Origin of the sequence: Delftia sp. SD018 (assembly GCF_017355445.1) — a bacterium.
Classification (GTDB): Bacteria; Pseudomonadota; Gammaproteobacteria; order Burkholderiales; family Burkholderiaceae_C; genus Comamonas; species Comamonas acidovorans.
The window spans coordinates 1-23719 of record NZ_JADDRN010000021.1; the positions used below are offsets into that span (position 1 = coordinate 1).

Below are 23719 nucleotides of genomic sequence, written 5' to 3' on the forward strand. Positions count from 1 at the left end.
CGTGCTGTCTACAAGACTTTTCTGACTCATCGCTGTCTGCAAGGCAGTGTGGCGACGAGGGATCGAACTATAGCATGGGTTTTTACCGATGGCGTGAAATTCGTGAACTTCCTTGCAGACCCGTGAAGAAGCCAGCGCCCCGCCCTCTGAAACCGGCCCGGAGCCTGCCCTGCGGGCAGGCTCCGGGCGGGGAGGCCTTGCTGCCTGCACCAGGAATCGGGCCCGCATAGATAATGCGCGCACGATGGCATTGATTACTTTGATAGACGCCCAACTGGCGTTCGGGCATGTGGCGCTTCTCGACCACGCCCAGTTTTCCCTGGAGAGCGGCGAACGTGTGGGCCTGATCGGTCGAAACGGCGCAGGGAAGTCCTCTTTGTTGAAGATTCTTGGCGGACTGGCCAAGGCCGATGACGGCCAGGTCCAGACGCAATCCGGTATCCGCATTACTTATGTGGCGCAGGAGCCGGTGCTTGTGCCCGAGCAGACGATCTTCGAGTCGGCGTCCGCCGGCATTGCCGAGGTGATCGCCGTGCGCGAGCGCTATCTGGCGGGTGGCGAGGGCGAGGATCTCGATGCGCTGCAGTCCCAGATCGAGGCCTATGACGCCTGGAATTGGGAGCAGCGCGTGGAAGAGACGCTGCAGCGGCTGCACCTGGATCCCGACGCCCTGGTGGGCACGTTGTCCGGGGGGATGAAGAAGCGCGTTGCGCTTTCCCAGGCGCTGGTGGCCCGTCCTGACGTGCTGCTGCTGGACGAGCCTACCAACCACCTGGACCTGGATGCCATCGAGTGGCTGGAGGAGCTGCTGCTGAACTTCAAGGGCAGCGTGGTGACCATTACCCACGACCGCTCCTTCCTGGACCGCGTCTCCACGCGCATCGTTGAGCTGGATCGTGGAACGCTGCGCTCCTATCCCGGCAATTTCGTTCAGTACCAGCAAACCAAGGAAGATCAGCTGGCCCAGGAAGCCGTGATCAACGCCAAGGCCGACAAGCTGCTGGCCCAGGAGGAGGTGTGGATCCGCAAGGGCGTGGAGGCGCGCCGCACGCGCAGCCAGAGCCGCATTGGCCGATTGGAGCAGTTGCGGGCCAACCGCGCTGCCCGCCGTGATGTGCTGGGCGGGGTGAAGATGGACATTGCCTCGGGCCGGGGCGATGGCTACCAGGGCAAGATCGTGGCCGAGCTGACCGATGTGGCCAAGTCCTTTGGCGACAAGCAGATCGTCTCGCATTTCAGCGCCACCATCCTGCGCGGTGACAAGGTCGGACTGATCGGGCCCAACGGTGCCGGCAAGACGACGCTGCTCAAGATGATTCTGGGCGAACTGGCGCCTGACAGCGGCAACGTGCGGCTGGGTGCGAATCTGCAGGTGGCTTACTTCGACCAGATGCGGCACCAGATCAATATGGATGCCACGCTGGAGGACTTCATCAGCCCTGGCAGCGAGTGGATAGAGATCGGCAACCAGAAAAAGCACGTGAAGAGCTATCTGTCGGACTTCCTGTTCTCTCCGGCACGCGCTCACTCTCCTGTGCGTTCACTGTCCGGCGGCGAGCGCAACCGCCTGCTGCTGGCGCGCCTGTTTGCCCGCCCCGCGAATGTGCTGGTTCTGGACGAGCCGACCAACGACCTCGATATCGAGACGCTGGAGATGCTGGAAGACCTGCTGCAGAACTACGACGGCACGGTGTTCCTGGTCAGCCATGACCGCAGTTTCCTGGACAACGTGGTCACCAGCACCATTGCCTGGGAAGGGCCGGGCAAGTGGCGCGAATACGAAGGCGGCGTTCAGGACTGGCTGGACCAGTCGCGCCGCAGCCAGGATCTGGCCGAGGCTGCACAGCCCAAGCCTGCCAAGGAAGAGGCCAAGCCGACGGCGGTGCGCAGCGACAGCAAGCCCAAGCGCAAGCTCAGCTACAAGGAGCAGCGCGAGCTCGATCAGTTGCCCGAGACCATTGCATCTCTGGAGGCGGAGCAGAAATCCATTCGCGAGTCCCTGGCCGACGGCTCGCTGTATGCCAACGACAACTCCCGCGCCGTTCAGTTGCACCAGCGCGATGGCGAGATCGATGAGCAGCTGATGGAGGCACTGGAGCGCTGGAGCGCCTTGTCCGAGTAAGCACCGTGTCGAACTGACAAAAAAAAAGAGCGCCATGCGCTCTTTTTTTTCATGGAGGCCGCCAGAGCGGGCCGTTGCGCTCAGATGCGGTGGTGCACCTGGTCCGAACCTATGCGCAGCTTGCCCAGCAAGGCGGCGGCGATCTGGTTGAGGGGCAGCACTTCGTCGGCAGCGCCGTGGGCGATGGCCTCGCGCGGCATGCCGAAGACGATGCAGCTGGCCTCGTCCTGCACGAGGTTGTAGCTGCCTGCATCGCGCATTTCGCGCATGGCGACCGCACCATCGGCGCCCATGCCGGTGAGCATGATGCCGTAGGCGTTGCGGCCCGCGCAGGCGGCCACCGACTTGAACAGCACTTCGACCGAAGGCTTGTGGCGATTCACCGGCGGGCTGTCATCGACCACGGCGACATAGTTGGCGCCGCTGCGCTGCACGGAGAAATGCTTGCCACCCGGGGCGATATAGGCATGACCGGGCAGCAGACGCTCGCCGTGCTGCGCTTCCTTCACGGTCATCTGGCACAGGCTGTTGAGCCGGGCCGCGAAGCTGGTGGTGAAGCCCGGCGGCATGTGCTGGGTGATGACGATGGCCGGGCAGTCGGCCGGCAGATGGGTGAGCACTTCGCGGATGGCCTCGGTGCCGCCCGTGGAGGCGCCGATGGCAACCAGCTTCTCCGTGGAAAGCCGCCCCAGCAGCGACGTCGGTGCAGCCTGGCGCGGCACGGCCGAACCTGCAGAGGAAGCGACCGGCGCTGCCGCGCTGCCTGCGGCAGAGGCTGCACTGCGGGGAGCGACCGGCAGACGCCGTACCTGGGCCACGGCAGCAACGCGGATCTTGTCCACGATCTGCGCGGCCAGTTCCTGCAGGCCGTTGGAGACACCCACGCGCGGCTTGGCCACGAAGTCGATGGCACCCAGCTCCAGTGCACGCATGGTGACCTCGGCGCCGCGTTCGGTCAGCGTGGAGATCATGACCACCGGCATGGGACGCAGGCGCATGAGCCGGCCCAGGAAGTCGATGCCATCCATGCGCGGCATTTCCACATCGAGCGTGATCACGTCGGGATTCATCTCGCGGATCATTTCGCGTGCGATCAGTGGGTCATTGGCCGAGCCGATGCATTCCATGTCGTGCTGGCGATTGATGATCTCGGACAGCAGACTGCGCACCAGCGCAGAGTCGTCCACCACGATCACCCTGATTTTCCTGTCCATTCCTTTGAACCTTCCTCAAAACAGGTCGACCGAGCCGCCTGCCGTATTGCGTGCCACGACGGCTGCATTGCCCCGTGTGAATTCCTGCTGTACCAGCTCCTCCGGATGGGCATGTGCCAGGCGCTTGACCATGGCCTTGCCGCTGGCGGGGAAGAACACCACCTTGCGAGGGTAGATATCCAGCACATCCTCCGAGACGATGGGGATGCGTTCGGTCTGCAGGTACTGCGTGACGAAGGCGGTATTGCGTTCGCCCACGTTCATGGTGGTGAAGTTGTGCATCACCTGCCCGCCGCCGAAGATCTTGGCCTGCAGCGACTCGCGCCGGGCACCGAGCTTGAGCATTTCGTTGATCAGCAACTCCATGGCGTACGAGCCGTAGCGGCCCGATGCATCGGCAGAGTCGCCGTCGGGCAGCATGAAATGGTTCATGCCGCCCACGCGCATGGTGCGGTCCCAGATGCAGGCCGAGATGCAAGAGCCCAGCACGGTGACCAGGATCACGTCCTCGTTGGAGACGAAGTATTCGCCGGGCAGCACCTTGACGGCGTTGTGCTGGAAATGCGGGTCGTAATAGAAGAACGAAGCCTCGCCAGGGTAGCGCTGCTGGCGCTTGAGCTGCTCCAGCGAGGAACGCGGCACCGGATCGCCCGGTGCCGGATAGTCTGCAGCGGTATAGCTGTTGATGCGCGGCATGCGGCGACGCTCCGAGGGCGCCGGTGGCGGTGCGAAGGCAGGGCGGTCTCCGATCATGGGAGCACCCCCTGGCGTGCGGCAGGACCTGCGTCAGCGGCGCTCATAGACGGTCTTCCCCTTGAGCGTGAACAGATCGCGCGATTCACTGAAGTTCTCGGCATGCCCGACGAACAACAGGCCACCGGGCTTCATCACGCGGTGGATGCGCTCCAGCACGCGGCGCTGCGTGGCCGCGTCGAAGTAGATCATCACGTTGCGGCAGAAGACCACGTCGAAGGGGTCGCGGAACGGCCAGTCGTCACGGATCAGGTTGACGTTGAGAAACTCCACCAGGCGGCGCAGTTCGGGCTTGACGCGCACCAGGCCCGCGTTGCCGGCCTTGCCCCGCAGGAAAAAGCGGTGCAGGCGCTCGGCGCTCATGCCCTTGATGCTTTCGGCGCGGTAGACGCCGGCCGATGCCGTGTCCAGCACGCGCGAGTCGATGTCGCTGGCCTGCAGCTGAAAGCTGGGCGTGGCACCCAGCGCTTCCAGAGCCGTCATGACGATGGAGTAAGGCTCTTCCCCGGTCGAGGCAGCATTGCACCAGACCTTCCAGGCCGTGCCGGCCGGCTTGCTGCGCAGATGCTGGGCAAAGATCTCGAAATGGTGCTGCTCGCGAAAGAACGCCGTGAGATTGGTGGTCAGCGCGTTCACGAACTCCTGCCACTCCACGCCGTCGGACTGCGACTCCAGCCAGTCCAGGTAGGTGGAGAAGCTGTCGTAGCCCGTCTCGCGCAGGCGCCGCGACAGGCGGCTGTAGACCATGGCGTGCTTGCCATCGTGCAGGCTGATGCCGGCCCGCTGGTAGATCAGCGCCTGTACGCGGGCAAAGTCCCGCGACGACCATTCGAATTCGCGCCCCTGGGCCAGGGGCCCGTTGGCATCCCCGTCGTCGGCGACGGGACGTGCGGCCAGTGCCGCATTGGATGAGCCGGATCGCATGAGGGCGCTCAGTGCAAGAACGGGTCTCAGTCGACCGAGGCGACCAGGCCCATGTCCACGTTGTTCATGAGCTTTTCGATGTCCAGCAGGATGAGCATGCGCTCGCCCACGGAACCCAGGCCCAGAATGCAGCCGCTGTCGATGGCGCTTTCGATGTCCGGCGCGGGGCGCACGGCTTCGGGAGCCAGTTCCATCACGTCGCTGACCGAGTCCACCACGATGCCCACCACGCGGTTGCGCAGGTTCAGGATGATGACGACGGTGAAGCTGTTGTATTCCACCTGGGAGCAGTTGAACTTCAGCCGCATGTCCACGATGGGCACGATGGTGCCGCGCAGATTGACCACGCCCTTGATGAATTCCGGCGCATTGGCGATGCGGGTCGGCGGCTCGTAGCCGCGGATTTCCTGCACCTTCAGGATGTCGATGCCGTATTCCTCCTGGTCCAGGCGGAAGGTCAGGTACTCGCGCGCGCCGGTGGCGACGCCTTCTGCGGTCTTAGCGATCACGCTCATTGCTCAGCTCCTCAACTGTCGGACCCGCGCCGTGGTGGCGCAGGCCATGGTTTCTTGGCGGCGCGCAGGCACTGCCTGCGGCGCCGTCGATTGTGGTCAGGTATCCCTGTCCCGTTCAGTGGCGTGCACGACGCACCAGCGCGCCGGTGTCCAGAATCAGCGCCACCGTGCCATCGCCCAGGATGGTGGCGCCCGAAACGTTGGGCACCTTGCGGTAGTTCGATTCAAGGTTCTTGACCACCACCTGGTGCTGGCCCAGCAGCTCGTCGACCAGCAGGGCCACGCGGCTGCCGTCGGACTCGACCACCACCATGATGTTGCTGGACTGGCTGGTGTCGCTGCGCGGCACGCGGAAGGTCTTTTCCAGCGCGAACACGGGCATGTACTCGTCGCGCACCTTGACCAGCTGCGTGCCGTTGGCCACGGTGTTCACGTCTTCGGCCTTGACCAGGAAGGACTCGACCACCGAGGACAGCGGCAGGATGTAGACCTCGTCGCTGACGCCGACCGACATGCCATCCATGATGGCCAGGGTCAGCGGCAGACGAACGGCCACGCGCATGCCCTTGCCCTGGGTGGACTCGATCTCGACCGAGCCGCCCAGCGCCGCGATATTGCGCTTGACCACGTCCATGCCCACGCCGCGCCCGGACACGTCGGTGACCACGTCGGCCGTGGAGAAGCCCGGCGCGAAGATCAGTTGCCAGACCTCCTGATCGGGCATGTTGTCCGAGACATCCATGCCGCGCTCGCGGGCCTTCTGCAGAATCCGCTCGCGGTTCATGCCGCGCCCGTCGTCGCGCACCTCGATGACGATGGAGCCGCCCTGATGGGAGGCTGCCAGCGTCAGCGTGCCGTGCTCGGACTTGCCGGCAGCCAGGCGGTCCTCGGGCATTTCGATGCCGTGGTCCACGCTGTTGCGCACCAGATGGGTCAGCGGGTCGGTGATCTTTTCGACCAGTCCCTTGTCCAGCTCCGTGGCCTCGCCCAGCGTGATCAGGTCGATCTTCTTGCCCAGCTTGCCGGCCAGGTCGCGCAGCATGCGCGGGAAACGGCTGAACACGGTGGACATGGGAATCATGCGGATGGACATCACCGACTCCTGCAGATCGCGCGTATTGCGATCCAGGTCGGCCAGGCCTGCCAGCAGTTGCTGGTAGGCCGATGCGTCCAGTCCATGGCTGTTTTGCGCCAGCATGGCCTGGGTGATGACCAGCTCGCCCACCAGGTTGATGAGCTGGTCGACCTTGGACACCGACACGCGGATGCTGGTGGACTCCATCTGCGCCTGCTGCGTCTGGGCCGCCGTCTTGGCGGCGGGCTTGGCCACGGCGCCGGCCGGCTGGATGGCCAGCGCGCCATCGGCCTGGGGCATGCCGGGTGCGCCGTTGAAGAAGCCATAGGCCTCATCGGCAGGCGGAATGGCGGCCGAGGCCAGGGCGGCATCGGGGTCGTGCGCATGCTCTTCAGCGGCCGGGGCTTGCGCCGCCGCCGCTGCGGGTGCTGCCTCGGCAGGGGCTCCGGCCGCCGTGATGCGGACCTGCTCCTTGGCCACGTGGAAGGCGAACAGATCGAGCAGGTCGTCGTCGGTGGACGAGGTCTGCACGTCAAAGAGGCGGCTTTGCGGCTGATCGCAGGCCAGGTCCTCGATGCGTCCCAGACCGGGAATGTCGCGGAACAGCTCCTTGATGGCCTCGGCCATCTCCAGGCGCTCCAGCGGACCGATCAGGATATGCAGCGAACGTCCGCCGCTGCTGGGTGCCGTGCCGACGGCGCCGCCCGAGACAGGTGCTGCAGCAACCGGGGCCGGAGCCTGCGCCGGCGCAGCCACAGGGGCTGGAGCTGGGGTCGGTGCGGGAGCCGGCGCTGCCGCTGCAGGTACGGCGCTGCGGCCTTCCGCCAGCGTCTCGATGCGTGCCACCAGATCCGTGGTGGACAGGGCCTCGCCCTCGTTGCCGGCCTGGTGGCGTGCCAGCAGGCTGCGGCTGGCATCAGCCGACTCCAGCAACACATCGACCATCTCCGGAATCGGTGTGATCTCGTGCCGGCGCAGCCGGTCCAGCAGCGACTCCATGCGGTGCGTCAGCTCGGTCACGTCGGCAAAGCCGAAGGTGGCCGCCCCGCCCTTGATCGAGTGCGCGCATCGGAAGATGCCGTTGAGTTCCTCGTCATTGGCCGCTGACAGATCCAGATTCAGCAGCATCTGCTCCATCTGGTCGAGGTTCTCGGCCGCTTCTTCGAAGAAGATTTGATAGAACTGGCTCAGGTCGAAGTCTGCGCCCGCTCCTGCCCCATCCTGGTGTAGATCCGCCATCTTTGGTCCTGCTGTTTCCTGTTGCCCGTACTTATCGGCTCAACGCATTACTTTCTGAATGACTTCGATCAAACGGTTTGGATCGAAGGGCTTGACCAGCCAGCCCGTGGCGCCCGCGGCGCGTCCGGCCTGCTTCATCTGATCGCTGGATTCGGTGGTGAGAATGAGAATCGGCGTGTTCTGGAACTTGGGGTCTTCGCGCAGCTTGCGGGTCAGACCGATGCCATCCAGACGCGGCATGTTCTGGTCGGCCAGCACCAGGTCGACTTGTTCGAGCTGTGCCTTCTCGAGCGCATCCACGCCGTCAACCGCCTCCACAACGCGAAATCCCGCCCCTGCGAGGGTGAACGCCACCATCTTTCGCATCGAGGGGGAATCATCAACAGCCAGAATCGATCGCATGTATAGCTCCAACAGACGGGCAATAAAAGGTAGAAGAGTGCATGGTCAGTGGTCAGAACAGCTCGACCGAGCCAGCATCCATCTCGCTTTGCGTGACGGGATTGGGCCGGTCGGGTATCGCCGGCAGGCCCAGGGAATCGTCCTCCCCCTCGTCCACGCCCATGGTGGCTGCGGCCAACTGGAACGCGCAGCCTTGCAAAATCTTCGTAATATGGGCGATCAACTGGGAGGACATGTCGTGAAACTGCAACTCGGTCACCGCCAACCGAAGCGTGGACCGCGCGGCGTCCAGCTCGGGCAAGGCGCCTAGCGCCTCACCGGCCAGCTGGCCGTGGGTCTCGTCGAAACGGTCCAGCAGGTTCTGCGTTGCATGATTGAGAAGGCCTTCCAGGCGCTGCAGATCGCGCATCGCCACCAGCAAGGCATCCTGCAGGTCTGCGGCCACCATGACGGGCATGGGGACGGCAGGCTCGCCCGAAGGCTTGTGCATTGACTGCATTGTTACTCCACCACCAGCGTTTCAGCCCAATGTTCGCCATGCTCTGCAGCATGGCCAGCCCTTGTCAATCGTCCCCAGGAATGCAGCGCATCCCTTGATATACACGACCACTTGCATTTATGTTCCAAAATGTATCTCATGATAGCGCCCTCGGGGATGCCAGACCACCGCACAAGCCCTTGCGCATACTGCACATCGAGGATTCGGCGGCCGACCAGGCGCTGGCGCGGCTGAGCCTGCTGCGCGGCGGACTGGTCTGCGAGATTGTCGCGGTCGACCTGCTCGATGATGCCGCAGCCGCGCTGCAGAACCAGGCATTCGACCTCATCCTGGCCGACTACCACCTGCCCGGCTTCACGGCGCTGGACGCCTGGGAGCTGGTGCGCCGCCAGCCCGGGCATCCGCCCTTTGTGCTGCTGTCGGGCGCCATCGGCGAGTCGGCCGCCGTGGACGTGATGCGCGAGGGCATCAGCGACTACCTGCTCAAGGACCACATCACGCGCCTGCCCCATGTGGTCTCGCATGCGCTGGAAGTGCACGAGGCCCGCCTGGCGCGCCGCCGCGCGGCGGCCGAGCTGGCGGCGTCCGAGCGTCGCCTGGCCGATCTGACCGAGCACCTGCAGACCTCCACCGAGCGCGAGCGCGCCAGCATTGCCCGCGAGATCCACGATGACATCGGCGGCTCGCTGACCTCGGTGAAGTTCGATGTGGCCTGGATTGCGCGCAATGCGCCCGAGGGCGGGCTGCGCGAGCATGCGCTGGCCGCGCTGGAAATGCTGGAGCATGCGCTGGGTGCAAGCCAGCGCATCATGATGAACCTGCGCCCGCCCGTGCTGGACCAGGGACTGGTGGCCGCCGTGCAGTGGCTGGCCGAGAATTTCGAGCGCCGCACGGGCGTGCCCACCCGGGTGCGCAGCAGCCGCGAGAGCATGGACATCGCGCCCGACATCCAGGTCGTGGCCTACCGCACGGCCCAGGAGGCGCTGACCAACGTCGGCAAATATGCCCAGGCACGCCATGTGGACATCGATCTCTCGGACCGCGAAGGCTTTCTCACGCTGGAGGTGACGGACGACGGCGTGGGCCTGGCCGAAGGCGCGCGCGACAAGCCCGAATCCTTCGGTTTGCGCGGTCTGGGCGAGCGTGCGCGCACCGTTCAGGGCTGGCTGGATGTCAGCAGTCAAGCCGGGCGAGGAACCTCGGTCATCGTCTCCATTCCGCTGGACGATGGCGGCACTTGCCCTAATATCCCGGGCAATGAATGCTGAACGCCATGGCGGCGTGACCCTTTTTCCAGGAGGCCGACTTTGATCCACGTGGTGCTGTGCGACGACCATGCGGTGCTGCGCCGGGGCATCCGTGACACCCTGGCCGAGGCAGTGGACATCAGCGTCACCGCCGAAGCAGGCAGCTATGCCGAGCTGCGCGAACAGCTGCGCACCGCCACCTGCGACGTGCTGCTGCTGGACATCAACATGCCCGGCCGCAGTGGCCTGGAAGCCCTGGCCAGCGTGCGCGAAACCCATCCGCTGATCAAGGTGCTCATGGTCTCCATGTACCCCGAGGATCAGTACGCGCTGCGCTGCCTGAAGGCGGGCGCGCAGGGCTACGCCAACAAGGCAGGCGACCCGGTGCTGCTGATCGAGGCGGTGCGTACCGTGGCCACGGGGCGCAAGTACCTGACGTCCGAAGTGGCCCAGATGCTGGCCGACAGCCTGGCCCAGCCCGCCCCCCAGGTGCCCCATGAAAGCCTGTCCGAGCGCGAGCTGCAGACCCTGATCAAGATCGCGGCCGGGCAGCGGCTGACCGACATCGCCACCGAGCTGATGCTCAGCCCCAAGACCGTCAGCGTCTACCGGGCGCGCGTGCTGGAAAAACTGCAGATGAGCAGCAATGCCGAACTCACGGCCTACGCCATCCACAACCAGCTGATCTGAGGCTTTTGCGGCCGACAGGCCTGTAAATCTGTTGTTTTTCACAACTGCTTACATTGAAGTGCCAAATACCGCAATGCCGCGCTGCAGCAAGGCGACCAGGGGCTGCTCGAGCAGCGGCAGCGTGGCCATCAATCCCGTCAGGCCCACGGTGAGCGTGACCGGAAAACCCACGGCATAGATGTTCATCTGCGGTGCCACGCGCGAAATGATGCCCAGCACCAGGTTCACGAACAGCAGCATGGCGACCATGGGCAGGGCGATCCAGAAGGCACTGGCGAAGACCGCCGCCCCCATCTCGTGCAGCCGCATCTGGTTGATGGCCTGCAGGAAGCTGCCGTCCACAGGAAACGCCTCGTAACTCTTGAGCACGGCCATCAGCACCAGCAGGTGCCCGTTGATGACGATGAACAGCAGCGTGGAAATCTGGACCATGAAGCGCGCCACCGCGCTGAGCTGGGCATTCGTGGTCGGATCGAAGAAGCTGGCGAAGTTCAGGCCCATCTGCAGGCCGACCACCTCGCCCGCCACCTCCACGGCGGCAAACACCAGGCGCACGGCAAAGCCCACGGCCAGCCCCACGCCGACCTGTTGAATCAGCGTGCCCAGCGCCTGCGGCGAGTTGATGCCGATCACGGGCTGGTCGCCCAGCACGGGCTGCGCGCACACCGCGACCAGAAAGGCCAGGCCGATCTTCAGCCGCATGGGAATGACGCGCTGCGAGAACACGGGGGCCACGGAGAACATGGCCAGCACGCGCAGAAACGGCCAGAGAACGGGCGACAGCCACGCCACCAGTTGGGCTTCGCTGAAGGTGATCACAGTGGCGTTTCCAGTGCGCGGCGCAGGGCTCAGCCCACCGCCTGCGGAATGGTCTCGATGGTGCGGCGGATGAAGTCCACCAGCGTGCTCAGCATCCACGGGCCCGCTATGGCAAACACCAGCACGGCGGAGATGAGCTTGGGCACGAAGGCCAGCGTGGCCTCATGCACCTGGGTCACCGCCTGGAAGACGCTGACGGCCAGGCCCACGGCCAGCACCACGCCCAGCACGGGCATGGAGATCATGAGCAACAAGGTCAGTGCCTCGCGGCCGAAGGTGAGCACGTATTGGGAGGTCATGGAAGGATTTCCAAAAAAGAGCGGGGCTAGACGGCGAAGCTGGCCGCCAGCGAGCCTATGAGCAGGTTCCAGCCATCGGCCAGCACGAAGAGCATGAGCTTGAACGGCAGGGCCACCAGCACGGGCGACAGCATCATCATGCCCAGGGACATCAGGATCGAGGACACGACCATGTCGATGACCAGGAAGGGAATGAAGATCATGAAGCCGATCTGGAACGCGGTCTTCAGCTCGCTGGTCACGAAGGCGGGCACCAGCACGCGCAGCGGTGCGGTCTCGCTGGTGACGCCTGCATCGAGCTTGGCCAGCCGCGCGAACAGCGCAAAGTCCGACTGGCGCGTCTGCTTGAGCATGAAGTCGCGCATGGGCGCCTCGGCCTTCTCAATGGCCTGCTCGAAGGTCACAGCATTCGTGGTGTAGGGCACGTAGGCCTCCTGGTACACGCGGTCCAGGGTGGGGCCCATGACGAACAGCGTCAGGAACAGCGACAGGCCGATGATCACCTGGTTGGGCGGCGCCGACTGCGTGCCCAGCGCCTGGCGCATCAGCGACAGCACGATGACGATGCGGGTGAAGCCCGTCATCATCAAGAGGATGGCCGGCAGGAAGGACAGCGCCGTGAAGAACAGCAGGGTCTGGATGGGCACCGAAAAGCTGGTGCCACCACTGCCCTGGCCGATGACCAGCGGAAGGCTGGCGGGCGCGCCCTGTGCCCAGGAAGCCAGGGGCGTGGCGCAGCACAGCGCCAGCGCTGCGGCGCCAGCGGCCTGGCTCAGCGTGCGCGCCGGGCGCTTGCAGGAATATTCAGACATTCGCACCGTCCGCAGGCAGGCTGCGCGCTTGCGCCATCGCAGCCGAAAAATCAGCAGGGGCCGGAGCCTGCAGCACATGCAGGCACTGGATGCTTTGCGCCGTGACGCCCAGCACCAGACGCACGGTCTGCGCGCCCTCGCCCACTTCCACCGTCACCACCCGCTGCTGCGGGCCCACGCCCACGGCGCCCAGCACCCGCGACTGCAGGCCGGCGGCACCGCGCAGCGCAGCCGTGCGCTGCTGGAAGCGGCGCAGCAGCCAGGGCAGAGCGGCCATGGCCGTGACCAGGGCCACCACCGTGAGCAGGGTCGGCCACAGCGGGCCCATGCCGGCGCTCTCAGCCACGGCTGACCCGGCGCAGGCGCTCGGACGGCGTGACCACGTCGGTCAGGCGGATACCGAACTTGTCGTTGACCACCACCACCTCGCCCTGGGCGATCAGGTAGCCATTGACCAGCACGTCCATGGGCTCGCCGGCCAGTGCGTCGAGTTCGACCACCGAGCCCTGGGCCAGTTGCAGGATGTACTTGATCGGCACCTTGGTGCGGCCCAGCTCCACCGACAGCTGCACCGGAATGTCCAGCACCATGTTGATGTCGTTGACCGGCACATCGCCGCCACCGGCGTAGGGACGCACGGGCTCGCCCGTCAGCGGGCCGCCCTGCTCCTCTTCCAGCTTGGCGTCGCGCTCGCGCTGCTCGTCCAATGCCTCTGCCCAGCCCGAGAACGGATCATCGCCAGCGGGCTTTTGCGTATCTTCAGTTGCCATTGTTTTCTCCCATCCAGCCAGCGTCGGCGCCACGCAGGCAGTTCTCGACGCGGATTGCGTACTTGTCGTTGTGAGTGCCGTACTGGCACTCGAAAATCGGAACGCCGCCAATGGAGGCGCGGATCAGCGGCTCGCGGTCGAGTTCGATGAAATCGCCGGGGCGCATGGCCAGCAGCTGCTCCACCGTGGCGTCGGCACGTGCCAGTTCGGCCACCAGGGTCACCTCGGCGGCCTGGATCTCGCGCTTGAGCACCTTGACCCAGCGGCGGTCCACTTCGATGGAGTCGCCCTGTGTCGAGGAATACAGCACATCACGGATGGGCTCCAGCGTTGCATAGGGCATGCAGATGTGGATGGAGCCCGAGATGTCGCCGATCTCCAGCTGAAAGGCCGTGGACACGACGATTTCGCTGGGCGTGGCGATGTTGGCGAACTGCGGCTGCATCTCCGAACGCTGGTAGCCCAGCTCCAGCGGATAGATGCCGTGCCAGGCCTTCTTGTATTCCTCGCAGATCACGTTGACCAGGCGGTTGATCACGCGCTGCTCGGTGTGCGAGAAGTCACGTCCTTCGATACGCGTCTGCAGCCGGCCCGTGCCGCCGTACAACGTATCGATGACACCGAACACCAGCGAAGGGTCGCAGACCACCAGGCCGCTGCCGCGCAGCGGACGGATGGCGACGATGTTGAAGTTGGTGGGCACCACCAGCTCGCGCAGGAAGGCGCTGTAGCGCTGCACCGACACCGTGCCCACAGACACTTCGGGGCTGCGGCGGATGAAGTTGAACAGGCCGATGCGGAAGTTGCGGGCAAAGCGCTCGTTGACGATTTCCATCGTCGGCATGCGCCCGCGCACGATGCGCTCCTGGCTGGAGATGTCGTACTGGCGGATGATGCCCGCCTCGACCTCCTCGGTCGTGGATTTCTGGCTCTCGCCGGTCACACCCTCCAAAAGGGCATCGACTTCTTCCTGGGAGAGAAACGAATCGCTCATGGCGCCTGGCCTCCCCGGTTACTGGATGATGAAGCTGGAGAAGAGCACGCGGCGCACCGGGTTCTTGCCAGCGGAGGAGCGGCGGCGCTCGCCGTCTTCGTCCTCGGCATCCTCGTCGCGGCTGCGCTTCTTGGCCTTGGCCTGGTTGCCGTAGCCCAGCGGGGCCGAGACTTCGTTGAGCACGTCGGCTGCCAGGCGCTCCTTGCCTTCGCGCTCCAGCAGCTCCTCGGCCGTGCGCTGGGACACCAGCATCAGGATGCCGTTGCGGATGCTGGGCAGGTATTGCTTGACCGTGGTGGCGGTCTTCTCGTCGGCCAGCTCCAGCGTGATGCCGATCTGCACGAAGCGGTCGCCGCCCGTATCGGACAGATTGACCACCAGGTTGTCCAGCGGCAGGAAGGTGGGCACGGTCACGGCCGCCTTGCTGGCGCTGCCCTCTTCCTCATCGCCGCTGCTGTGGCGCTTGGACAGCAGGATGAAGGCAGCGGCTGCGCCTATGGCCAGGACGGCAATGATGACGATCAGCACGATCAGCTTCTTGCCCTTGGCCGGGGCGGGAGCTGCATTGTTGGCGGCATTGGGTGTGGCAGACACTGGAATTCCTCTGGGTGAGCGGGACCGCCACGCGCACGCGCTTCATGCGCGGCGCCATGACGCAGCAGGCCCATGGCAGGAATTATTCGGCGATTGGACCCCGGACCATGGCCTGAATAAGCGCATGAAACCCCGGTTTCTCGCTGGCTTGATGGCCCTCAAACGCCACAGGCCGGGCAGCTTGTCGCCACCCGGCCTGTTGTGAAAACCCTGAAACGGCGCATGCGCCGCCCCGCAAGAAGCGCAGGAAGAATCAGACGAACAGATCCACCCCGCCCGCTGCCGCACGGCCACCGCCGGCCTGTGCGGCACCATTGCCGCCCGTGACGCCGGCGGCATCGACCATGGCGCTCACGCGGCCCTGGCGCGCCTGGGCGTCCGCCCCCTGTCTTGCCGAATCGCCGCTGCCGGACTGGCCGCCCGCATCCACGCTGACGCCGGCCAGTTGCAGGCCCTGGGCCTGCAGCAGCTCGCGCAGCTGGTCGGCACCATTGCCCAGCCAGTCACGCGCCTGGGCTTCGCTGGCGCCAAAGCGCACATGGGCCTCGTTGCCCTGCAGGCTGACCTGCACCTGGATGGCCCGGCCCTCATGCTCCACGGACAGCGAGGCGTTCTGGTTCTTGTTGTGGACCCAGAAGGCCACCTGCTCGGACACCTGCTGCTCGCGCTCGGTGGAGTTGCCCGGCTGGGCCTGGGCGTCGGGCTGGGCAAAGGCCGCGCCATTTTGGCCGGCTGCCTGCTGGCCCAGGGATTGGCCGGCATGCGCGGCGCCCACGGCAGCCGCAACGCCGTGCAGTCCGTTCGCCGCCGACTCCGTGGAGGCGGTGCCGCCTTCACGGGCTCGCTCGAACAGGCCGCGCCATTCTTCGGGCCGCACTGCGGCCATGCCGTTGAGCGCAATGCCCGACGCCAGGGCCACGTCCTGCCGCACACCGCCCGCCAGGGCCTGGGGCGTGTGTTCATGCGTGGCCTGGGCGGTGGTTGCCGTGCGTGCGGCGGCGGCCGTCAGTGCCGCATCGGACTGCACGGCGGCCAGCACATCGGCGGCCTGGGCCTGTGCCTGGGTGCTGCGCGCAGCGCCATCGGTCAGTGCCCCGGCTGCATTGGGGTCCGCAGCGGCAGCCAGGGCCGCAGCATTGGCGCTGGCCGTGGCCAGCGCCGTGCCCGCGGCATCACCGGCTGCGGACTGCGGTGCCAGGAAGGCCGCGTGCGCCACGGCGCCCTGCTCCTGGCGCAGGGCCATCATGGCGGCGCTGCCCCGGCCGGACAGCCAGTCGCCCGCCACGCCCTGCAGCATGTCGCGGTCGCCCTTGCCGTCCAGATGGGCGGTCTGCCCGACCAGGCTGAGCCAGGGCGCCTGGCCGTTGGCAGCCAGCGCCATGGCATCGGCCTGCGCCGAGGTGGTCATATCGGTCGGCTCCGCCTGCGGTTGCAGCGGCAGTTGCGGCTGCTGCAGCAGGCTCTGCGCCAGGCCGGGATCGGCCAGCAGGTCTGCGGCATCCTTCAGGCCGTCCTTGGCTGCGCCCTTGAGGCTGGACAGCGCGGAAAGAGCGGCACTGCCGTCCTCGCCCAAGGCCTGGCCCAGGGCGCCCGAGGCCAGCGCCGGCAATCCGCCAATGCCGTCCATCGCTGCCAGCAACGAAGAAAAGCCTGCGGCCTGGTCGTTGGAGGGCGGCTGCGTGCCGCGCGCGGAGCGAACGCCTTCCATGGCGCGCTGCATGGCGCTGCGCGCATCGGCGCGCTGTTCGATCTGGTTGGTGGACATGCGTCAAGCCTCCTGGAATGTCAGCCCGAAGCTGCGACGGAAAAACTGGATGGCCGCTCGTTCATCGGTCTCCTTTTGCTCGCGGCGCATCTGGCTCAGCGCCAGATCGCGGCGGCGCACCTCGACGACCTTGCGCAGGCTGCTGACCCGCAGCTCGCAGGCCATCAAGGCCTTTTGCGCGGCCTCCAGGCGGATCGCCAGGTCGGCCAGCACCCGCGTCTGCAGGCCGATGGCGTGCTGCAGGCGGTCCATGAACTGGTACTGGTGGAACATGACCTCGGGCTGCACGGACTGGTTTTCCTGCGCGCCCCAGCGCGTCTGCATTTCCTGCACATAGTGCTGCAGCTGCTCCATTTGCGTCTGCGCGGCCTGCTGCGAGCGCAGGCGCTCCTGCACCGCCTGGCGCGCCTCGTCACGCTTGCGCGACGCGGCATCGATGGCCACCATCAAGGCATTCAAGGACGACATACCGGGGTTTCCTCCCTGTGTTCGTTATCGCGTTGGTCGCGTTTTGGCAGTGCCGCGTCGCCGCGTCACGGCCCACCGAGTGCGGCAGCCATGCCCGAGATGCTCTCGTCCATGGAAGCCGACTCGAACATGCTTTGCTGCAGAAAGGCCGCCATGGCCGGCTGCAGGCGTATCGCCTCATCCATCTGCGGGTCCGAGCCCGCCATGTAGGCGCCGACCTGGACCAGGTCCCGCCCCTTCTGGTAGCGCGAATAGACAGCGCGAAAGCGCCGTGCCAGCTCGAAGTGCTCGCGCGAGACCACGTTGTGCATCACGCGCGAGGCCGATTGCTCGATATCGATGGCCGGATAGTGGCCCGACTCGGCCAGCGCCCGCGACAGCACGACGTGGCCGTCCAGAATGGCGCGCGCCGCGTCGGCAATAGGGTCCTGCTGGTCATCGCCTTCAGACAGCACGGTGTAGAAGGCCGTGATCGAGCCCACGCCGTTGAGGCCGTTGCCGCTGCGCTCGACCAGGGCCGGCAGCTTGGCAAAGCACGACGGCGGATAGCCCTTGGTGGCCGGTGGCTCGCCAATGGCCAGGGCGATCTCGCGCTGGGCCATGGCATAGCGGGTGAGCGAGTCCATGAGCAGCAGCACATGCTGGCCCTTGTCGCGGAAATGCTCGGCAATGGCCGTGGCATAGGCGGCGCCCTGCATGCGCAGCAGCGGCGGCGCATCGGCCGGGGCGGCGACGACCACGGCGCGGCTGCGGTCCTGCGCACCGAGGATGTCCTCGACGAATTCCTTGACCTCGCGGCCGCGTTCGCCGATCAGGCCGACCACGATCACGTCCGCCTGGGTGTAGCGCGCCATCATGCCCAGCAGCACGGACTTGCCCACGCCCGAGCCCGCGAACAGGCCCAGACGCTGGCCCCGGCCCACGGTGAGCAGGGCGTTGAGCGAGCGCACGCCGGTGTCCAGCGTCTCGCGCACCGGGTCGCGGTCCATGGCGTTGATGGGGTTGCGATCCAGCAGATCGGCGCTCACGTCGGCCAGCGGGCCGCCATGGTCCAGGGGCTGGCCCTGCGAATCCACGACACGGCCCAGCAGGCCGCTGCCAATGGGCAGGCGCAGCACGCCGGCCGCCAGGGACACGGGCGGCTCGACACCGTCGCCAAAGCGCAGCGGTGCGACAAAGGGTTCGGCCGGCGTCACGATGGCGCCGCTGGACAGGCCCTGGATGTCGCCCGCAGGCATGAGAAACGCACGCTCGCCGGCAAAGCCGACGACCTCGGCCAGCACCGGGTCCTGGCCCTGCTGGCGTATCCAGCACTGCGAGCCCACGGGCACCTGCAGGCCCGTGGCCTCCAGCACCAGGCCGGTCAGGCGCGTGAGCGTGCCGTGGGTTTCCAGGGGAATGTCGCCCTGCAGGCGGGCGCGGGCATTGGACAGCAGTTGCTGCCAGGGCCTGGCGGCAGGCTCGGGGGTCAGTTTGGCCGCGTCGGCCAGCGGGGCGTCAACCGGCATCGCGTTCTCCGTCATACCAGGTGGAGACCAGGCCCAGCGCGGCCACGGCGCGGCGCCAGCGCTTGTCCATGCCGGCATCGACCTGGGCGCCACCCGATTCCACGCGCACATCGCCCTGGGCGACGGAGGCGTCACTGATCCACTGCACCTTGGACTGGGCGCCATGCTCGGCGCGCAGCGCCTCGTCCAGCACGGCGAAGTCGGCGGGGTTCAGGCGCACGGTGGCGGCGCGACCGTCGGCGGCCAGCATGTCCAGCGCCTCGCGCACCACGGGCAACAGGGCCTGGGGCTGGCTGCGCAGCTCCTGGCGGACCACCTGGCGCGCAATGTCGCAGGCCAGGTTGAGCAGTTCCTGCGCTGCATCCGTCTGCAGCTGCTTGAAGCCGGCATCCAGGCCGGACAGCAGCGCGTCCACGCGCTGCGCCGTCTCGCGGCCCGTGCCGGAGACATAGTCATCCATGTGTTGCTGCCACTGCTGCTGGGCTTCCTGGCGGCCCTGCTCCAGGCCCTCGGCATGGCCTTCGGCGCGTGCCTGTTCCAGCAGGGCATGCAGTTGTTCCTCATCCACTGCGGGGGCGGTGGAGGCCGGGGCGCCCGGCGTGTCGGCTTCGACATCCAGCACCATGGAGTCGGCCTCCAGCCGGGGCGCATCGGAGCGGCCGGGCAGCGACAGGCTGTGAAAGCCCGACGAGGAGGCAGGCGCGCGCGCCATGCCCGCGCCGCCATGCCCAGCCTGGGCACCGGATGCGGCGGGCGCACCCTGGATGTCCGGCAGGCCCGCGAGGCTGGGCAGGCTTTTCAGGCCGCCCATGTGGTCCACGGCGCCGAAGCGCCACTGCACCACCTGGCGCTCGTCGATCTCCTCGGAAGGGATGAAGCGCGAGTTCATGCCGTTAGACATAGCTGTCTTCCGCACCGCTGCCGATGGTGATCTGGCCTTCTTCGGCCAGGCGACGCACCACCTTCAGGATTTCCTTTTGCTGCGCTTCCACTTCGGACAGGCGCATCGGGCCGCGGCCTTCCAGGTCCTCGCGCAGCGACTCGGCGGCGCGCATGGACATGTTGGCCAGAATCTTGTCGCGCACTTCCATCGAGCCGCCCTTGAGCGCGATGATCAGCGTCTCGGACACCACCTCGCGCAGCACCAGCTGCACCGAGCGGTCGTCCAGCTTGACCAGGTCGTCGAACACGAACATCTTGTCCATGATCTTCTGGGCCAGGTCCGGGTCGTAGTTGCGGATGGTGTCCAGCACGGCCACGTCGGCATTGCCGCCGAGGTTGTTGATCATCTCGGCCGCCGTCTTGACGCCGCCCAGCGAGGTCTTGCGGATCTTGTCGCCGCCGGCCAGCACCTGGAACAGCACCTCGTTGAGGTCCTTGAGCGCGGTCGGCTGAATGCCTTCCAGCGTGGCCACGCGCAGCATGACTTCGCTGCGGAAACGCTCGGGCAGCTGCATCAGCACGGCAGCGGCCTGCTCGTGCTCCAGGTGCACGAGGATGGCGGCCACGATCTGCGGATGCTCGCCGCGCAGCAGTTCGGCCACGGACAGCGGGTCCATCCACTTGAGGCTTTCGATGCCGGAGACATCGCCGCCCTGCAGGATGCGGTCGATCAGCAGCGCCGCCTTGTCGTCGCCCAGGGCGCGCTTGAGCACCGAGCGCACATAGCCGCTGGCGTCGTCCACCAGCAGGCTTTGCGCGGCCGCGTCATCGGCAAAGCGGTTGATGACGAAGTCCACCTTCTCGCGCGAGACACCGCGCATGTGCGCAATGGTCTCGCCGAGCTTTTGCACTTCCTTCGGGGTGAGGTGCTTGAACACCTCGGCCGCTTCCTCCTCGCCCAGGGAGACCAGCAAGATGGCGGCGTCGTTCAGGCCTCGTTCGTCCATATCTCAGCAATCCGTGTTTTGAGAGGCTCAGGTGGCCTCGCCGTTGATCCAGGTCTTGACGATGTTGGCCACCGCGATCGGGTTCTGCTTGGCCAGTTGGCGCGCCTGCTCCAGGCGCACTTGCTCCTGCGTGGGCGAAAGATCGACAGCGGGTGCAGCCAGCGCCGGACGGTCCAGCTGCTCGCCTTCGATGGCATTGAGCTGTCCGCCCACGGCCACCGTCTTGCGGCCCTTGAGCATGGGTCGCACCAGGCCCAGCAGCAAGATGGCGCCGAACAGGGCCAGGCCGATGGGCACGCCCAGGCTGCGGGCCATGGCCAGCACTTCGGGCTGGCGCCACAGCGGCACATCGGCGGGCACTTCGTCCTGCACAAAGGGCGTGCTGACCAGGTTGACCGAGTCGCCGCGCTCGGCGCTGTAGCCCACGGTCTCGCGCACCAGGGTCAGCAGTTGCGCCTGCTGCGCCGCCGTCAGGCCGCGTGCGGCGGCAGCGACGGTGGCTGCATCGGTTGCCGCACCGGCCGCACCGGCAGCGGCCGGCGCAGGGGCAGCCACCAGGGGCGCATTGATGACCACGGCGGCCGTCAGGCGCTTGATGCTGCCCGTGCTGCCGCGTGTGTGGCGCACGGTCTTGTCCACTTCGTAATTGGTGATGGACTCGCGCTTGCTGGCAGCGCGGGCGGCGTTCTGGCCGTCGGCCGCCTGGGGCGCGGGATTGGCGCCGTTGACGGGCGCGGAAGCGTTCTGGGGCGGCTGGTTGCTGGTGGCGCCGGGAATGCCCGTGGGCTGGGGCGGCTTTTGCTCGCCCGTGCTCTCCACCACCTGCTGGCTGCGCACCACGCCCGCGTCGGAGGACTGGTTGGGGCGGTGCTGCTCCGAAGTCGATTCGGTCTGGCTGAAATCCATCTCGGCCGAGACCTGCGCCTTCACATTGTTCTTGCCGACCACGGGCTCCAGGATCTCCAGGATGCGGCGCACGTACTGCTGCTCGATCTGCTGGGTGTAGTTCAGCTGCTGCATGTCCACGGCGTTGGCGTTGCCGTCGGGCGACTGCGACAGCAGCTTGCCCGAGTCGTCCAGGATGCTCACGGCCGTGGGCGCCATCTCGGGCACGCTGGAGGCCACCAGGTGCACGATGCCCGCGATCTGCGTGCGGTCCAGCACACGGCCCGGGTACAGGCTCAGCAGCACCGAGGCCGAGGGCTTTTGCTGCTCGCGGAAAAAGCCGTTCTGATTGGGCAGGGCCAGGTGCACGCGTGCGCTTTGCACGGCGGCCAGGGCCTGGATGGAGCGCGTCAGCTCGCCTTCAAGGCCGCGCTGGAAATTAAGGCGTTCCTGGAACTGGGTGATGCCGAACTTGCTGTTCTCCATCAGCTCGAAACCCGTCACCGAACCCTTGGGCAGGCCCTGGGTGGCCAGCTTCAGGCGCACATCGTGCACGCGGTCGGACGGGATGAGGATGGCACCGCCGCCTTCCGTGTAGCGGTAAGGCACGTTCATCTGCGACAGCTGGGCGACGATGGCGCCGCCATCCTTGTCGCTCAGGTTGGAGAACAGCACCTTGTAGTCCGGCTGACGGTAGAACATGGCCGCCGCACCCAGGGCGACGACCAGCAGCACGGCGATCGCGCCCCAACGCAGGCGCGCGCCACGGTCCATGGCCGTCCAGCGCTGCTGCAAGGCAGGCTGGGGCACGGGAGTGGCTTGAGGGACAGGGATTTCAGCGACAGCAGACATCTTGGTTCCAGGTGTTCGAGCCCTGCACACACAGGACCCTAGCGTGCTGTCGATTATTCGAAGTCCGCCGCTTCACATTCGCCCGATAAGCGCGCCGTTTGGCCGTCTATTTGCCGCGATGCGAAAACCCTGCCGCCCTACGATCTCGTCATCTTGCTAACTCCGATGGAATGTGTCATGGACCTTCGCATCCCCAGTACCACCTCTCCCCTGTACGGCACCCAGCTCCCCAAAGGCGTGGGCGCAGGCGACGCATCGACCAAAGTGGCGGCTGGCGGCTTCAGCCAGGCCCTTCAAGGCGCGCTGCAGTCCGTCAGTTCAGCCCAGAACAACTCCAGCCAGCTGCAGCGTGAGGTGCAGTTGGAGAACCCGGCCGTCAGCCTCGAGGAAACCATGATCGCCATGCAAAAGGCGCAGATCGGCTTCCAGGCCACGATGCAGGTGCGCAACCGGCTCGTGCAGGCCTATACCGACGTGATGAACATGCAGGTGTGAGGACGTCCGGCCCTGGCCGGACCCTCTTTGCCTCCTCAGATCGCAGACCGCAAACCGCAGACCGAACGGGATTTGCGCGCGCCATTGCGCTTGCATTGCGCTTGCCATTGCACGGCAGCGTCATTTCCGCGCATTTCGGATCTTGCCGTCTTCAGGGTCCTTGCTTCGTTTTCCCCGGATCTGGCCTCTGGCCGTCCCTCATTCCTGGCCGCCCTTCCTGCGCACGGCCATCCAGCATTCCCCCGCCTCCACCTCTTTGACCAAGCGCAGCCTCATCCCGCGCATGGATGGATACGCCCAAGCTCCAGCCGTGCCTGCGCCCGCTGCGCAGACTCATTCAACCGAATCCCAGCCCGGAAAAGACAAAACCCTCGGGCACGGATGCCGGAGGGTTGGGCAGCGGGAAGAAAGAGGAGAGAGAAGAGAGAGAGAGAGAGAGAGAGAAAAGGGACGCGGCTTCAGCTGGCCGAGTGGTAGATGCGCGCCTTGCCCGGTCCGGCATGGGGATGTCCATACAGGTCGCGTCCATACGTGGCCTGGTCCGAAGTCTGGGGAATCAGCGCCGCCGCCTGGCTCTGGGCCACCACGGCCATGCGTGCCAGCTGGTCGCGCTGCATGGCCATCTGCTCGCCCAGCGACTGGGCGCGTTCGCGCAGCTCCTGCGTCCAGTCGGCCGCGCTGAAGCGCCGGGCCAGTTCGGAGAACGCCGCCATGGCATCGCGCAGCCGGGTGCTGGACTGCTCCAGCGCGACTGCATCCTTCGATTGCAGCGAGGCGGACACCATCCGGACCACCGCGTCCAGGGAATCGAGCATCTCGCTGAGAGTCATGGGACAGGCCTTGCTGAAAAAAGAAAGCGCGTGCTCGCGCCGGAAGGAAAAAACCGAGA

Annotated in this window: 25 protein-coding genes; 4 read left to right on the top strand and 21 right to left on the bottom strand. The window is 66.2% G+C overall.

From position 1 onward, the window contains the following. The first annotated feature begins 244 nt into the window (after positions 1-244). Positions 245-2122, top strand: a complete 1878-nt coding sequence (locus tag INR38_RS19825) for an ATP-binding cassette domain-containing protein (RefSeq protein ID WP_043822552.1) — start codon at positions 245-247, stop codon at positions 2120-2122. Between the two features lie 80 nt (positions 2123-2202). On the opposite strand, the gene INR38_RS19830 is transcribed toward INR38_RS19825, so the two are convergent. From INR38_RS19830 to INR38_RS19860, 7 genes are all read right to left on the bottom strand, one after another. Further along, complete coding sequence (locus INR38_RS19830) at positions 2203-3336, bottom strand: chemotaxis response regulator protein-glutamate methylesterase (protein WP_013800377.1); 1134 nt, start codon at positions 3334-3336, stop codon at positions 2203-2205. A gap of 15 nt (positions 3337-3351) precedes the next feature. Next, positions 3352-4089 (bottom strand): chemoreceptor glutamine deamidase CheD, encoded by a 738-nt coding sequence (gene cheD, locus INR38_RS19835; RefSeq protein ID WP_012202590.1) that lies wholly within the window; start codon positions 4087-4089, stop codon positions 3352-3354. Positions 4090-4122: 33 nt separating this feature from the next. Further along, entirely contained in the window at positions 4123-5013 is an 891-nt protein-coding gene (locus INR38_RS19840) for a CheR family methyltransferase (protein ID WP_013800375.1), read from the bottom strand. 26 nt (positions 5014-5039) lie between these two features. Next, a complete protein-coding gene (locus tag INR38_RS19845) occupies positions 5040-5528 on the bottom strand; it encodes a chemotaxis protein CheW (protein WP_012202588.1) in 489 nt (162 codons plus the stop codon). A 115-nt stretch (positions 5529-5643) separates the two neighbouring features. Next, complete coding sequence (locus INR38_RS19850; RefSeq protein ID WP_202759432.1) at positions 5644-7842, bottom strand: chemotaxis protein CheW; 2199 nt, start codon at positions 7840-7842, stop codon at positions 5644-5646. Between the two features lie 39 nt (positions 7843-7881). Beyond that, positions 7882-8244 carry a response regulator gene (locus tag INR38_RS19855; RefSeq protein ID WP_012202586.1) on the bottom strand — a complete coding sequence of 121 codons (363 nt, stop codon included), beginning with the start codon at positions 8242-8244 and terminating at the stop codon, positions 7882-7884. A gap of 52 nt (positions 8245-8296) precedes the next feature. Continuing rightward, the gene (locus INR38_RS19860; RefSeq protein WP_012202585.1) at positions 8297-8743 is read right to left on the bottom strand and encodes a hypothetical protein; all 447 of its coding nucleotides are present in this window, start codon (positions 8741-8743) and stop codon (positions 8297-8299) included. A gap of 119 nt (positions 8744-8862) precedes the next feature. On the opposite strand from INR38_RS19860, the gene INR38_RS19865 reads away from it, so the two are divergent. Next, positions 8863-10011 (top strand): response regulator, encoded by a 1149-nt coding sequence (locus INR38_RS19865; protein WP_207443550.1) that lies wholly within the window; start codon positions 8863-8865, stop codon positions 10009-10011. Positions 10012-10050: 39 nt separating this feature from the next. Further along, positions 10051-10680 carry a response regulator transcription factor gene (locus tag INR38_RS19870; protein WP_012202583.1) on the top strand — a complete coding sequence of 210 codons (630 nt, stop codon included), beginning with the start codon at positions 10051-10053 and terminating at the stop codon, positions 10678-10680. 48 nt (positions 10681-10728) lie between these two features. Here the strand turns inward: INR38_RS19870 and fliR are convergent, their stop codons facing one another. The 13 genes from fliR to fliF all read right to left on the bottom strand — a co-directional run bounded on the left by fliR (position 10729) and on the right by fliF (position 22335). Further along, on the bottom strand, positions 10729-11499 hold the full coding sequence (gene fliR, locus INR38_RS19875) for a flagellar biosynthetic protein FliR (protein WP_012202582.1): 771 nt from the start codon (positions 11497-11499) through the stop codon (positions 10729-10731). 29 nt (positions 11500-11528) lie between these two features. Then, positions 11529-11798: a flagellar biosynthesis protein FliQ gene (gene fliQ / locus INR38_RS19880; protein WP_012202581.1), complete on the bottom strand. Its 270-nt coding sequence runs from the start codon at positions 11796-11798 to the stop codon at positions 11529-11531. Between the two features lie 26 nt (positions 11799-11824). Continuing rightward, a complete protein-coding gene (gene fliP / locus INR38_RS19885) occupies positions 11825-12610 on the bottom strand; it encodes a flagellar type III secretion system pore protein FliP (protein ID WP_012202580.1) in 786 nt (261 codons plus the stop codon). Further along, positions 12603-12938, bottom strand: coding sequence for a flagellar biosynthetic protein FliO (locus tag INR38_RS19890; RefSeq protein WP_012202579.1), 336 nt, complete (start codon positions 12936-12938; stop codon positions 12603-12605). Before INR38_RS19890 ends, fliP begins: the two co-directional genes overlap by 8 nt. 10 nt (positions 12939-12948) lie before the next feature. Continuing rightward, positions 12949-13380 (bottom strand): flagellar motor switch protein FliN, encoded by a 432-nt coding sequence (gene fliN, locus INR38_RS19895; RefSeq protein ID WP_013800372.1) that lies wholly within the window; start codon positions 13378-13380, stop codon positions 12949-12951. After that, positions 13370-14374 (bottom strand): flagellar motor switch protein FliM, encoded by a 1005-nt coding sequence (gene fliM / locus INR38_RS19900; RefSeq protein ID WP_012202577.1) that lies wholly within the window; start codon positions 14372-14374, stop codon positions 13370-13372. Before fliM ends, fliN begins: the two co-directional genes overlap by 11 nt. Positions 14375-14392: 18 nt before the next feature. Next, on the bottom strand, positions 14393-14968 hold the full coding sequence (locus tag INR38_RS19905; protein WP_012202576.1) for a flagellar basal body-associated FliL family protein: 576 nt from the start codon (positions 14966-14968) through the stop codon (positions 14393-14395). Positions 14969-15221: 253 nt separating this feature from the next. Continuing rightward, positions 15222-16733, bottom strand: coding sequence for a flagellar hook-length control protein FliK (locus INR38_RS19910; RefSeq protein ID WP_207443549.1), 1512 nt, complete (start codon positions 16731-16733; stop codon positions 15222-15224). Positions 16734-16736: 3 nt separating this feature from the next. Beyond that, positions 16737-17201 carry a flagellar export protein FliJ gene (fliJ, locus tag INR38_RS19915; RefSeq protein WP_012202574.1) on the bottom strand — a complete coding sequence of 155 codons (465 nt, stop codon included), beginning with the start codon at positions 17199-17201 and terminating at the stop codon, positions 16737-16739. Between the two features lie 65 nt (positions 17202-17266). Beyond that, entirely contained in the window at positions 17267-18709 is a 1443-nt protein-coding gene (gene fliI, locus INR38_RS19920; RefSeq protein WP_099732396.1) for a flagellar protein export ATPase FliI, read from the bottom strand. Next, the gene (locus tag INR38_RS19925; RefSeq protein WP_123695308.1) at positions 18699-19610 is read right to left on the bottom strand and encodes a FliH/SctL family protein; all 912 of its coding nucleotides are present in this window, start codon (positions 19608-19610) and stop codon (positions 18699-18701) included. Before INR38_RS19925 ends, fliI begins: the two co-directional genes overlap by 11 nt. Next, positions 19603-20598, bottom strand: coding sequence for a flagellar motor switch protein FliG (gene fliG, locus INR38_RS19930; protein WP_012202571.1), 996 nt, complete (start codon positions 20596-20598; stop codon positions 19603-19605). The genes INR38_RS19925 and fliG overlap by 8 nt, the downstream gene beginning before the upstream one ends. A gap of 27 nt (positions 20599-20625) precedes the next feature. Continuing rightward, positions 20626-22335, bottom strand: coding sequence for a flagellar basal-body MS-ring/collar protein FliF (gene fliF, locus INR38_RS19935; RefSeq protein WP_207443548.1), 1710 nt, complete (start codon positions 22333-22335; stop codon positions 20626-20628). 177 nt (positions 22336-22512) lie between these two features. Here fliF and fliE point away from each other — a divergent pair, with 177 nt between their 5' ends. Continuing rightward, positions 22513-22830, top strand: coding sequence for a flagellar hook-basal body complex protein FliE (fliE, locus tag INR38_RS19940; RefSeq protein WP_013800367.1), 318 nt, complete (start codon positions 22513-22515; stop codon positions 22828-22830). Between the two features lie 458 nt (positions 22831-23288). Here the strand turns inward: fliE and INR38_RS19945 are convergent, their stop codons facing one another. After that, positions 23289-23660, bottom strand: coding sequence for a hypothetical protein (locus INR38_RS19945; RefSeq protein ID WP_207443547.1), 372 nt, complete (start codon positions 23658-23660; stop codon positions 23289-23291). Positions 23661-23719 lie beyond the last annotated feature (59 nt).